Source organism: Lentzea chajnantorensis (assembly GCF_054300775.1).
Genome location: NZ_JBSDZT010000002.1, coordinates 3,194,480 through 3,208,880, shown reverse-complemented (window position 1 = coordinate 3,208,880; position 14,401 = coordinate 3,194,480). Strand labels below are relative to the sequence as shown.

General features: G+C 72.1%; 15 protein-coding genes and 1 tRNA gene. 4 read left to right on the top strand and 12 right to left on the bottom strand.

The window, feature by feature from the left end:
• Positions 1-64 precede the first annotated feature (64 nt).
• From argS to ACVDFE_RS16470, 8 genes are all read right to left on the bottom strand, one after another.
• Positions 65-1,798 (bottom strand): arginine--tRNA ligase, encoded by a 1,734-nt coding sequence (argS, locus tag ACVDFE_RS16505; protein ID WP_458430952.1) that lies wholly within the window; start codon positions 1,796-1,798, stop codon positions 65-67.
• Between the two features lie 88 nt (positions 1,799-1,886).
• Entirely contained in the window at positions 1,887-2,570 is a 684-nt protein-coding gene (locus ACVDFE_RS16500; protein ID WP_360392445.1) for a M50 family metallopeptidase, read from the bottom strand.
• Between the two features lie 107 nt (positions 2,571-2,677).
• Positions 2,678-3,343: a DUF4383 domain-containing protein gene (locus ACVDFE_RS16495; protein WP_458430951.1), complete on the bottom strand. Its 666-nt coding sequence runs from the start codon at positions 3,341-3,343 to the stop codon at positions 2,678-2,680.
• Between the two features lie 36 nt (positions 3,344-3,379).
• Positions 3,380-3,682 (bottom strand): hypothetical protein, encoded by a 303-nt coding sequence (locus tag ACVDFE_RS16490; protein ID WP_458430950.1) that lies wholly within the window; start codon positions 3,680-3,682, stop codon positions 3,380-3,382.
• The gene (locus ACVDFE_RS16485; RefSeq protein ID WP_360392453.1) at positions 3,679-3,807 is read right to left on the bottom strand and encodes a hypothetical protein; all 129 of its coding nucleotides are present in this window, start codon (positions 3,805-3,807) and stop codon (positions 3,679-3,681) included. The genes ACVDFE_RS16490 and ACVDFE_RS16485 overlap by 4 nt, the downstream gene beginning before the upstream one ends.
• 26 nt (positions 3,808-3,833) lie before the next feature.
• Entirely contained in the window at positions 3,834-4,511 is a 678-nt protein-coding gene (locus ACVDFE_RS16480; protein ID WP_360392455.1) for an SAM-dependent methyltransferase, read from the bottom strand.
• Positions 4,512-4,630: 119 nt separating this feature from the next.
• Positions 4,631-4,702, bottom strand: a tRNA-Glu gene (locus ACVDFE_RS16475).
• A gap of 143 nt (positions 4,703-4,845) precedes the next feature.
• A complete protein-coding gene (locus ACVDFE_RS16470; RefSeq protein ID WP_458430949.1) occupies positions 4,846-6,195 on the bottom strand; it encodes a PucR family transcriptional regulator in 1,350 nt (449 codons plus the stop codon).
• Positions 6,196-6,364: 169 nt separating this feature from the next.
• Between ACVDFE_RS16470 and speB the strand changes: the two genes are divergently transcribed.
• The 4 genes from speB (at position 6,365) to ACVDFE_RS16450 (ending at position 11,464) form a co-directional block, all read left to right on the top strand.
• Positions 6,365-7,303: an agmatinase gene (gene speB / locus ACVDFE_RS16465; protein ID WP_458430948.1), complete on the top strand. Its 939-nt coding sequence runs from the start codon at positions 6,365-6,367 to the stop codon at positions 7,301-7,303.
• Positions 7,304-7,480: 177 nt separating this feature from the next.
• Positions 7,481-9,088, top strand: coding sequence for a thiamine pyrophosphate-binding protein (locus ACVDFE_RS16460; protein WP_458434347.1), 1,608 nt, complete (start codon positions 7,481-7,483; stop codon positions 9,086-9,088).
• Positions 9,085-10,473: an aminobutyraldehyde dehydrogenase gene (locus ACVDFE_RS16455; RefSeq protein WP_458430947.1), complete on the top strand. Its 1,389-nt coding sequence runs from the start codon at positions 9,085-9,087 to the stop codon at positions 10,471-10,473. Before ACVDFE_RS16460 ends, ACVDFE_RS16455 begins: the two co-directional genes overlap by 4 nt.
• Positions 10,474-10,519: 46 nt before the next feature.
• Entirely contained in the window at positions 10,520-11,464 is a 945-nt protein-coding gene (locus ACVDFE_RS16450) for a zinc-binding dehydrogenase (protein WP_458430946.1), read from the top strand.
• Between the two features lie 49 nt (positions 11,465-11,513).
• Here ACVDFE_RS16450 and ACVDFE_RS16445 read toward each other — a convergent pair whose 3' ends face one another.
• The 4 genes from ACVDFE_RS16445 to ACVDFE_RS16430 all read right to left on the bottom strand — a co-directional run bounded on the left by ACVDFE_RS16445 (position 11,514) and on the right by ACVDFE_RS16430 (position 14,357).
• Positions 11,514-12,227: an anti-sigma factor family protein gene (locus ACVDFE_RS16445; protein ID WP_360392470.1), complete on the bottom strand. Its 714-nt coding sequence runs from the start codon at positions 12,225-12,227 to the stop codon at positions 11,514-11,516.
• Positions 12,224-12,775, bottom strand: a complete 552-nt coding sequence (locus tag ACVDFE_RS16440; protein ID WP_360392473.1) for a sigma-70 family RNA polymerase sigma factor — start codon at positions 12,773-12,775, stop codon at positions 12,224-12,226. The genes ACVDFE_RS16445 and ACVDFE_RS16440 overlap by 4 nt, the downstream gene beginning before the upstream one ends.
• Positions 12,776-12,917: 142 nt before the next feature.
• Complete coding sequence (locus tag ACVDFE_RS16435; RefSeq protein WP_458430945.1) at positions 12,918-13,859, bottom strand: DUF1996 domain-containing protein; 942 nt, start codon at positions 13,857-13,859, stop codon at positions 12,918-12,920.
• 114 nt (positions 13,860-13,973) lie between these two features.
• Positions 13,974-14,357 (bottom strand): hypothetical protein, encoded by a 384-nt coding sequence (locus ACVDFE_RS16430; RefSeq protein WP_360392477.1) that lies wholly within the window; start codon positions 14,355-14,357, stop codon positions 13,974-13,976.
• Positions 14,358-14,401 lie beyond the last annotated feature (44 nt).

The window sequence follows — 14,401 nt, the reverse complement described above, 5'->3', positions numbered from 1 at the left end:
GGGCGGAAGAGTTGCGATCACTGCGTACCTCTGCTCGTGCGGCGGTAAACCTGTTCGGCCCAGGTCACAACCGCTCGGGGGCGGAAATTCCGAGCAGGTCGAGACCCAGGGTGAGCACGCGGCTCGTGAGGGCGAGCAGGTGCAGGCGCGAGTCCTGCAGCTCCTGCGTCTCCGCCTTCATTACCGAGCAGGTCTCGTAGAACGTGGACAGCGCCGTGGCCGTGTCGAACAGGTAGGCCGTCAGCTTGTGCGGCGCCAGGTCCTCGATGGCCGCCCTGACCGCCGTGGGCAGCTGCAACAGCTTCAGTGCCAGGTCGCGTTCGGCCTGTTCGGCGAGCGTGATGGCGGCGTCCTGCGGGGCCGTACGACCGACCTTGCGCGCGATGGAGTGCGTGCGCGCGTTGGCGTACTGCACGTACACGGACGTGTCGCCGGTCTTGGCCAGCATCTTCTCCCACGAGAAGACGTAGTCCTTCTCGCGGTCGTTGTGCAGGTCGGCGTACTTCACCGCGCCGATGCCGAGGACGCGGGCGAGCTCCTCGCGTTCCGCACCCTCCACTTCGGACGTCTCCGGGATGGCCTTCTCGGCGTGCTGCACGGCTTCGGTCAGCAGGTCGACGAGCTTGATCGTGCCGCCGGCGCGGGTGCGGATGGTCTTGCCGTCCTCGCCCAGGATCGTGCCGAACGGCGTGTGCACCGCCGTGTGCGCGTCGTCCAGCCACCCGGCCTGCCGGGACGTCGCGAAGATCATCTGGAAGTGCAGCGCCTGCGGCGCGCCGACGACGTAGATCAGCTGGTCGACCTCGCGCTCGCGCACCCAGTACCGCACGGTCGCGAAGTCGGTGGTCGCGTACCCGTACCCGCCGTCGCTCTTGCGCACGATCAACGGCTGCCGGTCGCCCTCGCGCCCCTTGAAGCCGGGCGGGAACACGCACAGCGCGCCGTCGGACTCCTCGACGAGCCCCTTCTGCCGCAGCTCGGTGATCGTGTCCGCGAGGAACGGGTTGTAAAAGCTCTCGCCGTAGGTGTCGGCGGCGGTGAGCTTGATGCCGAGCACGTCGTAGATGTGGTCGAAGTGCCGCTGCGACTCCGCGACGAGCTCCCGCCACAGCGTCAGCGTCGCCTCGTCCCCGCCTTGCAGCAGCACGACCCGCCGCCGCGACCGGTCGGCGAACGCCGGGTCGCTGTCGAACTTGACCCGCGCTGCCTGGTAGAAGCCGTTGAGGTCGCTGATCTCGAACTCGTCGTCGAACCCGAGGTCCACGAGGTGCTCGATCAGCATGCCGAACGGCGTGCCCCAGTCGCCCAGGTGGTTGTGCGGGATCACCTCGTGGCCCGCGAACGCCAGCAGCCGCGACAACGCGTCCCCGATGACGGTCGACCGGACGTGGCCGACGTGCATCTCCTTGGCCACGTTCGGGCTGCTGTAGTCGATCGCGATCCGCCGCGGCTCCTCCACGACCGGCACCCCGAGCCGGTCGTCCCCCTTCAGACCCGCGACCTGCTGCTCCAGCCACCCGCGGGTGAGCCGCAGGTTGATGAACCCCGGCCCGGCGATCTCCGGCGTCTCCACGGCGTCGGCCGAGTCGAGGTGCTCGACGATCAGCTGCGCCACCTCGCGGGGGTTGCGGCCGACCTTCTTGGCGAGGCTCATGGCCACGTTGCACTGGTAGTCGGCACCGTCTCGGTTGGACGGTCGGATCAGCGCTTCCTCCGCGGTGATGTCCACGTCCAGAGCGGCGCGCAACGCCCGCGCCACCCGCTGGCCCAGCTCGAGCCCGACATCCCCACGCAGCACTGAACCCACCTTTCGACCGCGGCTTTGCCTCCCAGTATTTCACCCGCCGCAAACGAGAAGGGCACCGAGGCTTCCGGCTGCCCGCGCGTCACCACCGCCCGAGCAGCAGCGCCCCGCCCCCGACCAGCGCCGCCAGGCTCACCGCCCCGAACACCGTCACCCACCCGAGCGCCGGCACGCCGGTCAGCCACGCCAGCACGTCCGCGTCGGAACGCGGAGCCTGCCGCCGCCAGCGCTTGACCTGCAGCTCCCACACCGGGCGCACCCCGCCGAGCAGCAGGAACCACGCGAACACGTACGCGGCGGTGTCGCGCACCTCGGGTGGGGCGTAGAAGGAGATGAAGAAGAACGCGCCGCCGGTGACCACGACGGACAGCACGCCGAAGACGTTGCGGATCATGATGAGCATCGCCGCGAGGAACGCGATGGTGATCCAGAGCATCAGGCGGATCTGGTCGTTGGTGATGAGCAGGGCCGCGCCGAACCCGAGCAGTGATGGGGCGGTGTAGCCGGCCAGTGCGGTGAAGACCATGCCGGGGCCGCGGGGTTTGCCGCGGGAGACGGTGAGGCCGCTGGTGTCGGAGTGCAGCTTGATGCCGCTGAGGCGGCGGCCGGTGAGCACCGCGACCAGTGCGTGGCCGCCTTCGTGGGCGATGGTGATGACGTTGCGGGTGAGGCGCCAGACCGCGGACGGGGCCACGGCCAGGAACGCGGCCAGCGCGGTGCCCCACGTGATCAGGACCTCGTGCGTGAGCAGTTCGTCCGAGAGCATCGCGACATCGAAACAGACGCGCCGTGAGAGCCGCATGTGGGCTGCTCACGGCGCGTCGGTTCCGGACAGTGCGTGTGGGAGTCCGTCCGCCCGGATGGGAGTTGTGGCTAGTGCTTGATCCGGTCGGAGATCTTGTCGCGGTCCACGCGGTCGGTCTTCGGGTCCACCACGGCCTGCTCCTTCGTGATGGGCTGCTCCTGCGTGCGCGGGCTGACGGCCGGGTCGACGGGCTCGATCCGGTGGTCGTCGCCGAGGTGGTCGTGCGCAACCGTGCCGGGGACGTGGTCGTGGCGGTTGTCGTGCGCCTCGCGCGGCTCCGGCAGCTCGGGCTCCTCCTCGATCAGCTTGCGGCGGGCGGGCATGACCGCGAGCAGCAGGCCGAACAGGGCGAGGCCGAGGTGCAGCCAGTTGTCGTTCGTGTTGAGCGCCAACGGGTTGCCGGCCGCGGACACGGGGTTCTGCGCGACGATCCCGGTGATCATCAGGCCCCACACGAACAGGGCGCCGTAACCGAGGAAGAGCAGCCACCCGTACAGCCGGGCGAGGCCGGAACCGAGTGCCATCACCAGGCCGAGCACGCCGACGACCACGTGCACCAGGTTGTGCAGCGCGTTCACGGAGAACCCGAGCACGAACGAGTGCGCGGTCCAGTCGCCGATCCCCGTGCGGGTGAAGCCCACGACGCCGAACACGATGAACGCGATGCCGGCGAGCGCCGCCAGCACCTGCACCGGTTGCAGACCGGCGACCTTGACAGTGACGCGGTGGGTCATGACGCCCTCCAGGCTCCGTACTTGGTCGCCGGAGAACTACCCCGCCATCACCTCGGCCAAACCGTGCGCGGCCACGCCGGGCACCCCGTTGCGCGGCACCACGACGTTGCGCTTGGCGACGTGCACGACGCGCGCACGCGCGGGGTTGACCAGCACGGTCGCCTCGGCGTCGAGGTCGGTGTGGACGCGGACCTCGACCTGCGAACCGCGTGCGGCGGCGTTGCGCAGCGCGGCGGCGAGGGTGTCGAGGTTCCACGGTTTGACGAGCCGGAACTGGAACTCGTCGACGTGCAGGACGGCCCACAGCTCGGTGCCGGTGGGAGGATCGGTCGGGTTCATGCGGCGGTCTCCTCGGTGGTGGGCCCCGCGTGACGCGGCTGAGGTGCAACGGCTCCGGTGCGCGCGGCGAGCAGCGCGTCCTGCCCGTCGATCGCCGCGTCGTCAACGTCGATGCCGACTCGCACGTACTCAAAGAGGACAGCACGGGTCGTCAGATACGGCCGGGCACCGCCTGCGGCTTGCGCCCGATGCCCGCGTACGCGCCGGGGACCACGCACGGCGCCTCGACCTCCAGCCCGTCCAGCAGCGCCTCGACCGGCTGCGGGTGGGAGACGACGAGGAAGCCGCCCGCGGGCAGCGCGTGCCGATAGCGGCGGACGACCCGGCCGGGGCCGGTGGCGTCGTCGACGTAGCGCAGGACGTCCACCATCAGCACGGCGTAGGGCTCGCGCAGGTCCAGGTGGGACAGCACGCCGGGGTGCCGCAGCACCTGCTCCGGCCGGCGCAGGTCGGCCTGGATCGCGCACGCCCGCGGCTCGCCGCGCAGCAGGCCGCGGGCGAACGTGGCGGTCACCTGGTCGGAGTCGACGTAGACCACGCGGGCGTCGGGCAGCGTCTGGTGCGTCGCGCCGCACGTCGGGATGCCGGAGCCCAGGTCGAGGAACTGGCGGACGCCGGACTCCCAGCAGTGCCGGACGGCGTGGCGCAGGAAGAGCCGGTGGGCCCTGGTGACGAGCGGCAGCTCCGGGTCGATCCGGACCGCCTGCTTGGCGAACGCGCGGTCGGCGGCGTAGTTGTGCGCGCCACCCAGGTAGTAGTCGTGGATCCGCGCGGCGTTCGGCCGACGTACGTCGACCTCGTAACGCGCGAAGGCGGGGACCGCAGCCATTCGCAGAGCGTAACTGGCGCCTAGACCATTCGGGCGAAGTTTTCGAAGATTCTTTGGGTCCGTCTGACATTCACCCGGTTGACGGCGGGCCCGGTCCACCCCACGGAGACCGGGCCACGTAGCGCGCACGGGAATCGAACCCGTGTTTCCGGATTGAGAGTCCGACGTCCTGACCACTGGACGAACACGCCGAGGACGAGCATTAAAAGAAATGCTCGAAGGTAATTCGTAGAAGGCGTTTCAGCTGCTCACAGCTTGGCCGGAGCTCCGGTCCATTCATCTGCTCGGATCATGCAACAATCATGACCGACCACCTGACGGCGCCGCAAAGGAATTAATCGAGCCACGTCAGCGCGAGCCACAGCGCGGCCCGCGCGTCGGCTGACCCGAGGTCGCGGCCGAGCAGCCGTTCGACGTGGGCGATGCGGTGCCGGACGCTGTTGCGGTGCACGCCGAGCACCTCGGCGGTGCGGTCCCAGCTGCCGTGCCGGCCCAGCCAGGCCCTCAGCGTCTCGACCAGCTCCGGCCTTCCGAGCAGCGCCGCCAGCTCCCTGCGGGCGAACGCGGCCGCCACCGCCGGGTCCAGCAGGGACGTCAGATCGGACGCGGGCAGGGCGGGGGAACCGGTCGCCACTGCGCGTGCCAGCAGCCCCGAGGCCTCGGCCGCGGCGGCACCGAAGGCCGCGGCGGACGGCACGCCGGCGGGCACCGGCGAGGAGACGCCGACCGGACCGGACACCGCGAACCCGGCCGGCACCAGCGCGAGGAACCCGTCCCCGAGCTTCGACACCAGCGGCCCGTACCGCCGGGCCAGCACGTCGTGGTCCTCCCGCGACCGCCCCGCCACCACCCGGTGCGGGCCAGGCCCCAGCACGTCCTCCACGCCGGTGGCCTCCGCGCGCAGCAGGGCCGCCGCCGCGAGGCGCGCGATCCGCCCGCGCTCCCCCTCGACGTCGCGGCGCAGCAGCCCCAGCAACGCGAGCGCGACGGCGACGACGGCCCGTTCGGCCGGCGAGAGCGCGACCGATCTGCGCACCACGAGCACCGCGGCCTCGACCGGGTCGAGCGTCACGTGGTCGTCACCCACCCTGGTGGAGGCCGAACGGGGGCCGGTGCCCGACGCGACCCGGTCCACGAGGGACGCCACGTCGTCCGGTGCGGTCGCGGGGTCCACCAGCTCGGCGCGGCACCCCAGCACGGTGGCGAGCACGGCCAGCACCGACTCCACCGGCCGCACGCGGGTCGCGGCACGGGTGAGCGCGCGCTGGCCCTCGGCCAGCATCCGCTGCTCCCGCACGGCGATCTCCGCGAGCAACGCGCCCAGCGCCCGCGACACGGCCAGGAACGGCGTCGACGGCGGCACGGCCAGCAGCGGCATCCCCTGGTCCGCACAGGCTCGCACCAGCGACGGCGGCACCGCCGGGAACTCCGGTTCGACGCCGAACCCGATCGCGGTGACACCGGAGGACACCAGCCCGGCCACGTAGGCGGGCACGTCGCCTGGGAACCGCACCCCGGCCGTGAGCAGCAGCTCCTCGCCGACCAGGTACGGCGCCGGGTCGGCCAGCTCGGACACGTGCGCCCAGCGGACCGGCCGGTCCAGCCCGGACGATCCGCACAGGACGGTCAGCCCGAGCTCGGCACGCGCCACGAGCGCCCGCAACGGGACGGTTTGCACAACCACAAGCCCGGGATTGTGCAGAGCAACCGCTTACCGGCGCCAGCCCGCGTTCCTACTGTTGCAACCCGAGGAGTTCCGGCAGTGGACCTCGACCACGCGGTGATCGCCGCTCACGTGCTCGGGATCTCCGGTGGGTGGCAGGACGCGCAGCAGGGAAGGAACTGGTGAAGCCATGATCGGCCCCGTCGACTCCTCGCAGGTCCCCCGGTACGCGGGCCCGGCGACCTTCGCCCGGCTGCCGCGCCTGGACCAGGTGGCGCACGCGGACGTCGCGGTGGTCGGGGTCCCGTTCGACAGCGGTGTCTCCTACCGGCCGGGCGCGCGGTTCGCCCCGGCGGCGGTGCGGGAGGCGTCCCGGCTGCTGCGACCCTACCACCCCGGCCTGGACGTGTCGCCGTTCGAACGCGTGCAGGTCGCGGACGGCGGGGACATCGCGGTCAACCCGTTCCACATCGGCGCGGCGATCGAGACGATCGAGGGTGCGGCCTCGGCGTTGCAGGCCGAGGGCACCCGGCTGGTGACCATCGGCGGTGACCACACGATCGCGCTGCCGTTGCTGCGGGCGGTGTCGCGCATCCACGGACCCGTTGCGCTGCTGCACTTCGACGCGCACCTCGACACCTGGGACACGTACTTCGGCGAGCCCTACACGCACGGGACGCCGTTCCGCCGCGCGGTCGAGGAAGGGGTCCTCGACACCGAGGCGATCTCCCACGTCGGCACGCGCGGGCCGTTGTACGGCAAGAAGGACCTGGAGGACGACCGGCGGCTCGGGTTCGGCATCATCACGTCGTCGGACGTCCTGCGGCGCGGTGTCGACGAGACGGTCGACGCGCTGCGGCACCGCATCGGGGCACGACCCGTGTACGTGTCGATCGACATCGACGTGCTGGACCCGGCGCACGCACCCGGCACCGGGACGCCCGAGGCGGGCGGGATGACGTCGCGGGAGCTGCTGGAGGTCCTGCGCGGGCTGCGGGGGCTGAACCTGGTCGGCGCGGACGTGGTCGAGGTCGCCCCGGCCTACGACCACGCGGACATCACGTCTGTGGCAGCCTCGCACGTGGCTTACGACCTGGTGTCGCTGATGTCGTTGAAGGAGAGCGCGTGATCACCACGCGACCATCGCGTCTGTGGCAGACAGTGCACACGGTGGCCTACGACCTGGTGTCGCTGATGTCCTTGAAGGAGAGCACGTGATCACCACGCGACCATCGCGTCTGTGGCAGACAGTGCACACGGTGGCCTACGACCTGGTGTCGCTGATGTCGTTGAAGGAGGACGTGTGATCACCCGCACCGGCAGTGATGTCGTCGTCGAAACGCTCGAAGCGCTGGGCGCGAGCACCGTCTTCGGCATCCCCGGCCAGCACGCCCTCGGCCTGTTCGACGCGGTGCGGCGCTCGAAGCTGCGGTACGTCGGCAGCCGGACCGAGGTCAACGCCGCGTTCGCCGCCGACGGCCACGCGCGGATCACGAGGTCCGTGACGCCGTTGCTCGTGTCGACCGGGCCGGGTGCCCTGCAGACGTTGGCCGGTCTGCAGGAGTCAGCGGCCGCATCGGCGCCCGTGCTCGGCATCTCGTCGCAGATCCCGCTGGCGGGCCTTGGTGGCGTGCGCGGCGGGTACCTGCACGAGCTGACGGACCAGCTGGCGTCATTCCGCCACATCGTGAAGCACGCGCGCGTTGTCCGGCGTGCGTCGCAGATCCCGTCGGCGTTGACCGAAGCGTGGGAGATCGCGCTGACGGCACCGCACGGGCCCGTGTGGCTGGAGATCCCGCAGGACGTGCTGCTCGGACCGGCCGGGGTTCCGCCGGTGACGTCGGTGTCGTGGTCGCCGCGCGCGCTGCCCCCGCGGCCGGAGCTGGTCGCGGAAGCGGTGCGGTTGCTGGACGGTGCTGAACGGCCGGTGATCCTGGCCGGCGGTGGAGCGTCCGGGCCGGAGCTGGTGGAGCTGGCCGAGAAGCTGCGCGCGCCGGTCGTCAGCACGTTCGGCGGCAAGGGCAACTTCCCGTGGGAGCACCCGCTGTCGGCGCAGTCGTGGCTGGAGGACCGGCACACCACGGAGTTCCTGGCCGACGCGGACGTGCTGCTGGTGGCCGGCTCCGGCCTCGGCGAGCTGTCCAGCAACTACCGCACGTTCCGGCCGCGCGGCACGGTGGTCCAGGTCGAGGCGGACCTCGGCAAGCTGGAGGCGAACTACCCCGCGCTGGGCATCCACGCCGACGCACGCCTCGCCCTGCGCGCGTTGGTCTCCGGTGTCACGGCCAGGGCCGCCGACGGCGTTGCCGAGCGCCGCGTCGCCGAGCTGCTGTCCTGGGTGCGCGAACGCTTGCGCGGTCAGGACCTCGACCTGGAGCTGGAGGTGCTGCACGCGGTGCGCGCCGCCGTGCCCGACGGCACCCCGACCTGCTGGGACATGACGATCCTCGGCTACTGGGCCTGGTCGGCCTGGGACCCGCGCGGTGGTGCGCAGCTCTCCGCCCAGGGCGCGGGCGGCCTCGGCTACGGCTTCCCCGCCGCACTCGGGGTCGCAGCGGCGGGCGGCGGACCGGTGCTCGCGGTCTCCGGCGACGGCGGTGCCATGTACGGCATCTCCGAGCTGGCGGTCGCCGCCCAGCACGGGTCGCGCGTGGTGTGGCTGATCGTCGACGACGGCGGCTACGGCATCCTGCGCGAGTACATGACCGACGCCTTCGGCCAGGCCACCGGCACCGAGCTGGCCCGCCCGGACTTCGTCGCGCTGGCCGCGTCGTTCGGCGTGCCCGCCACCCGCAGCACCCCCGGGACGCTGCGGGAGGACCTCGCCAAGGCCTTCGCGGACGGCGGACCGCACGTGGTGGTCCTGCCCGCCGTGCTGCGCATGTTCGCCCCCACGCACCTGGAGCACCCGTGATCGTCGCGAACCTCGTCAACGGCACCTCCGTCCCGGCCGCGGCCACCTCGCCGCTCGTCGACCCCGCGACGGGCCTGGAGACCGGCCGCGCCGCCGTCTCCCGCGCCGCCGAGGTCGACGCCGCCGTCGCTGCTGCCGCCGCCGCGTTCCCCGGCTGGTCGCGCACCACCCCGGCGGACCGCCAGCGGGCCCTGCTGGAGCTCGCCGACCTGGTCGAGGCGAACGCGGACGCCCTCGCCGACGCCGAGGTCCGCGAGACCGGCAAGATCCGCTCGGTGCTGCTGGACGAGGAGGTCCCCCAGTGCGCCGACCAGCTCCGCTTCTTCGCGGGCGCTGCCCGTGCGCTGGGCACCGCCGCGGCCGGCGAGTACCTGCCGGGCCACACCTCCTACCAGCGCCGCGAGCCGGTCGGGGTGATCGCGCAGATCACCCCGTGGAACTACCCGCTGATGATGGCCGTGTGGAAGATCGCCCCGGCGCTGGCCGCGGGCAACACGGTGGTCCTCAAGCCCGCCGACACCACCCCGTCGTCCACGGTGCTGCTCGCGTCGCTGGCCGCACAGGTGCTGCCGCCGGGCGTGTTCAACGTCGTCCTGGGCGACCGCGACACCGGCCGGCTGCTGGTCGAGCACCCGGTCCCGGCGATGGTGTCGCTGACCGGCTCCACCCGCGCCGGCGTCGAGGTGGCCCGGTCCGCGGCCACGACGGTGAAGCGCCTGCACCTGGAGCTCGGCGGCAACGCGCCGGTGCTCGTCTTCGACGACGTGGACGTCACCGCGACGGCGGAAGGCGTTGTGGCAGCGGCGTTCTACAACGCCGGGCAGGACTGCACCGCCGCGTCCCGCGTGCTGGTGCACACCGCGGTGCACGACGAGCTCGTCACGGCGTTGGTGCGGGCCGCCTCGGCACAGGTGCCCGGAACGGACTTCGGACCGCTGAACTCGCAGGCCCAGCTCGACCGCGTGCTCGGGCTGCTCTCCCGGACCACCGGGACGGTCCACTGTGGAGGAAAGCGGCACGGCTCTGCCGGGTTCCACCTGGAGCCCACGGTGGTGTCCGGCCTGTCCCAGGACGACGAGCTCGTCCAGGAGGAGGCGTTCGCGCCGGTGATCACCGTGCAGCCGTTCACCTCCGACGACGAGGCCGTGGCGCTGGCCAACGGCGTCCCGCAGGGGCTGGCGTCGTCCGTGTGGACGCGGGACGTCGGCCGTGCCACCGCGGTGAGCGCCCGGCTCGACTTCGGCATCGTGTGGGTGAACACGCACGGGCTGGTGGCCTCGGAGATGCCGCACGGCGGGTTCGGGGCTTCCGGTTACGGCAAGGACCTGTCGGTGCACAGCCTGGAGGACTACACGCGCGTGAAGCACGTGATGATCGCGCACTGACGCGCTGTTGACCTCCACTTAGCTGGAGGCTCCTAGCGTTCGTGCCATGTTCGCGATTCGGCAGCACGAGTTCGGTCCGGCGGAGAACCTGCGCTTCGAGGAGGTGCCCGACCCGGAGCCCGGTCCCGGTCAGGTGCGCGTCACCGTGGCCGCCGCCGGCGTCCACTTCGTCGACACCATCATCCGCAAGGGCGGGTTCGGGCCCGTCGACTTCCCGACGACCCCGGGGCGCGAGGTCGCGGGCGTCGTCACCGCGGTCGGTGCCGGGGTGACGAGCGACTGGGTCGGGCGCCGGGTCGTGACCCACCTCGGCATGGGCGGTGGCGGGTACGCCGAGCTCGCCGTCGCCGCGGTGGAGGCGCTGCACCCGGTGCCCGACGACGTCTCGTTCGAGGCGGCCGTCGCGATGATCGGCACCGGCCGCACGGTGGTCGGCGTGCTGGACGTGGCCCGGCTGACGGCGGACGACGTGGTCCTGGTGACGTCCGCGGCGGGCGGCATGGGCACGTTGTTCGTGCAGGAGGCGCGCGCCATCGGCGCCCAGGTGATCGGGCTCGCGTCGGGCACGAAGCTCGACCACGTGATGGCCAACGGCGCCGACGCCGCCATCGACTACACCCGGCCCGGCTGGGGCGACGCGCTCAAGGACATCACCGTCGTGCTCGACGGCGTCGGCGGCGAGGTCGGCACGGCGGCGCTGAGGACGCTCGGCGTCGGCGGGCGCACGATCATCTACGGCTGGGCGTCCGGGACGGCCACCGACACCAGCGTCGACAACCTGTACCCGAAGTCGCTGACCGCGGTGGTCGCGCTGGGGCCGGGGCTGCTGCGGCGCGGGCTGCGGGCGCTGGAGGACGAGTCGATGGCCGGGCTGGCGAGCGGGCGGTTCGTGCCCGCGGTCAACCCGCCGTTCGTGCTCAAGGACGCGGCACGGGCGCACGAGGCGCTGGAGTCCCGTGCCACCGTGGGCAAAGTGGTGCTCAAGCCGTGAAGCAGGGGCCGTTCCCGCGAACGGGAACGGCCCCTGCACCAGCGCTCCGTCAGGCCTGGACCGGCACCTCGACGAACTTCTTGCCCGCGGTGTTCTCGACGACGACGGACTTGACGTCGTTCGGCGCGACCAGCGCGGACCCGTCGAGGTTCGTGCCCTCGGCCGCACCCTTCTTCGAGACGAGCCAGGAGCCCGCCTCCTGCCGGGTGCCGTCCTTGGCCACCACGAAGATGCGGCACTTCTCGCCCTCGGGGATGCCCGCGATCGCGAAGTTGGTCCGCACCCAGCCGGTGGCCGGGACGACCTTCACGGTCATCGACGCACCGGTCACCGCGTCGGTGGCCGTGGCGAGCTTCGTGCCCGCCGGGTCGGGGGCGACGCTCTGGGTCGGCTGGGCGATGCCGCCGTCGCCGCCGGGCGAGGTGGCCTTGCCGACGAAGACACCGGCACCCAGGACCAGGGCGGCCACCACCGCGGCGGCGGCTCCCAGGGTGATCTGACGACGGCGGGCGACACCGCCGCGTTCCGAGCGCACCTGGCGCAAGGTGCGCTGCAACACCAGATCTCCGCCCTCCGGCGGGCCGTCGAGCATCGCCTCCGGTGGCACCTCGCCGAGGAAGGCCTCCATGGCGCGGAGGTCCTCCAGCTCACGGGTGCAGCCGGGGCAGGACGCCAGGTGCTGTTCCACCTCGCGCACCTCCTGCTCGTCGAGTGCTCCGAGGACGTAGGCACCGAGCAGCTGCGGATCGTGCTGCGTGGTCATCCGGCCACCCCCTTCAGTGCGACCTGCTGACCGCCGAACGTCTCCCTCAGGGCCCGCAACGCGTAATACGACCTGGACTTCACCGTTCCCGGTGGCACCCCCAGGGCCTGTGCCGCCTCCGTGACGCTGCGGCCGCGGAAGTAGATCTCCATCAGCACGTCCCGGTGGTCGGACGACAACCGGTCGAGCGCTTCGAGCACCACCACCGAGTCGACCACCTGGTCCGCGTGGTCGCGCTCGACCGGGGGCGTGGCCGGCGACTCGGCCACCTCCTGCGGGCGCGCCGCCTTCGCGCGCACCCGGTCGGTGACGATGTTGCGCGCGACGGTCAACAGCCAGCCGCGCACCGATCCCTTGCCGTTCACGAGGGCGTCGGGGTGGCGCCACGCGCGGACGAGGGTCTCCTGGACCACGTCCTCGGCCGCCGCCCGGTCGCCGGTCAACCGCGTCGCGTACGCCAGCAGCGCCCGACCGTGCTCCTCGTAGAGCGACCGGATCAGTGCCTCGTCGGCCGCTGTCTCCCGTTTGCGGGAGAACAAAGCCGCCATCCACCCACTCCTCCCCGCCCACGAACACCTCGTGTGGGCGTCCTGTTCCAAGACCTCAGCCGACACACGAGCGGGCACGGGCTTCGGTTCAACGGAGTTCCGACGAAAGTGAGGCGGATGGTAGCGGTGGCGGTGCCGCGGCTCACCGCATCCGGTTCAGGTGCGCGGCCAGCTCCCGCATCGCCGCGTCGGGCATGACGTTGATGAACATGCCGTGGTCGGTCGCCGGGTCGCGCAGCTCCTCGGCGAAGCTGTCGATCGCGAACGGGCGGCCCGCGGGGATCTCGTAGCCGACGGTGACGTGCAGGCGCGGAACGGGGAACGTCTTGGGCGGGCACGCGCCCCCGGCCGGCGCGAACACCACGTGCGTGCGGTGCGAGGCGCTGTCGGTGTTGTTGCCGTCCCAGCAGCTCGGGAAGTCGTAGGTGCGCAGGGTCCGCACGCCCGGCGCGCACAGCGGGTACTTCGTCGTGTACCGGTCCGGCTGGTCGGCGCAGCCCCACCTGGCCCGCGCGTTCGGGCCGTAGCCGGTGGTGAACGCGGTCGGGTCACCGGTGATCAGGCGCAGGAACCGCGGCATCGGCAGCACGTCGCTGACCGGGCTGCCGTCGTAGCGGACCTCCACGCTCGCCGGGGGCAGCACCTCGCCGGTGTTGCCGTGCAGGCCACCGCCGTCGGCGTGCGCGTCGTGACCCGTTCCGTCGGTGAGCCGCAGCACCGGCCAGTAGTAGGTCGAGCGGTCGTCCTCCTCGCACGTGGACGAGGCCTGCGCGAGAGAGGCGTTCGTCGACATCGCGTCGGCCGACTCGTTGCCCACGTACTCGTGGGTGTGGTGCGCGCCGAACGGGATGCCGGGCGACACGACCGGGTTGTCGGCGTTGAGGTGGCGCTTCTCGTTGGTGCCGCAGCGGATCACCACGCCGGGGGTGTCCGGCTCGGTCCACTCGTGGTCGAGCTCGCTCACGAACATGTCGGCGCCGGGCGTGCCGTTCGAGGTGCCGCCCAGGAGCACGACCCCGGCGGCCACGACGACGATCACCGCGAGCACCGCGACGACGACGGTCGTCGGTCTGGTCGGTGCCACGGCACCAGCCTGCCCTGTGCGGTGCGGCGGCGACAGACCGGGGTTCCGCCCCGGGGTCTCCCACACCGGCCGGGTGGCGTGGGAGATCCGCCCGTGCGGTCAGGAACGCCGAGGTCAGCCCGCCGTGATCAGCGGCTGCCGGTCGTGGTCGACCACGCTCACCCCGGACACGTCCGCCGCGCGGACCATCGCCGACCCTGCCAGCGTGACCTCGCCCTCGTCCGCACGCCAGGAGCCGGCGGTGAACGTCCGGCCGTCCTTCGTGTGCACGACCAGCCAGCAGGCCTTCCCGTCCGGCACGCCGTCGACCGTCGCGACGAGCCGCAGCCCGCCCTCGGTGTCGGTGACCGCCACGGCCAGATGCGCCCCCTCGGACGAGGTGCCCCGCAGGACCGCGTCAGCGGCCTCGGAGCCGTGTCCCAGCCACACTCCCCCAGCCAGCACACCCGTGACCACGAAGGTCGTCGTCAGTGCCGTGATGCGTCCTCGGCGCCGCACGGCGTGATCTCTCTCTTGGCGAACCGTGCCCAACGTGCGCTGCA

Excerpts from the sequence above, each read along its gene's own strand:
- ACVDFE_RS16480 (WP_360392455.1), bottom strand. The coding sequence starts at position 4,511 with ATGGCTGCGGTCCCCGCCTTCGCGCGTTACGAGGTCGACGTACGTCGG.
- ACVDFE_RS16440 (WP_360392473.1), bottom strand. The coding sequence starts at position 12,775 with ATGGCGGCTTTGTTCTCCCGCAAACGGGAGACAGCGGCCGACGAGGCA.
- ACVDFE_RS16495 (WP_458430951.1), bottom strand. The coding sequence starts at position 3,343 with ATGACCCACCGCGTCACTGTCAAGGTCGCCGGTCTGCAACCGGTGCAG.
- ACVDFE_RS16445 (WP_360392470.1), bottom strand. The coding sequence starts at position 12,227 with ATGACCACGCAGCACGATCCGCAGCTGCTCGGTGCCTACGTCCTCGGA.
- ACVDFE_RS16500 (WP_360392445.1), bottom strand. The coding sequence starts at position 2,570 with ATGCTCTCGGACGAACTGCTCACGCACGAGGTCCTGATCACGTGGGGC.
- ACVDFE_RS16450 (WP_458430946.1), top strand. The coding sequence starts at position 10,520 with ATGTTCGCGATTCGGCAGCACGAGTTCGGTCCGGCGGAGAACCTGCGC.
- ACVDFE_RS16490 (WP_458430950.1), bottom strand. The coding sequence starts at position 3,682 with ATGAACCCGACCGATCCTCCCACCGGCACCGAGCTGTGGGCCGTCCTG.
- speB (WP_458430948.1), top strand. The coding sequence starts at position 6,365 with ATGATCGGCCCCGTCGACTCCTCGCAGGTCCCCCGGTACGCGGGCCCG.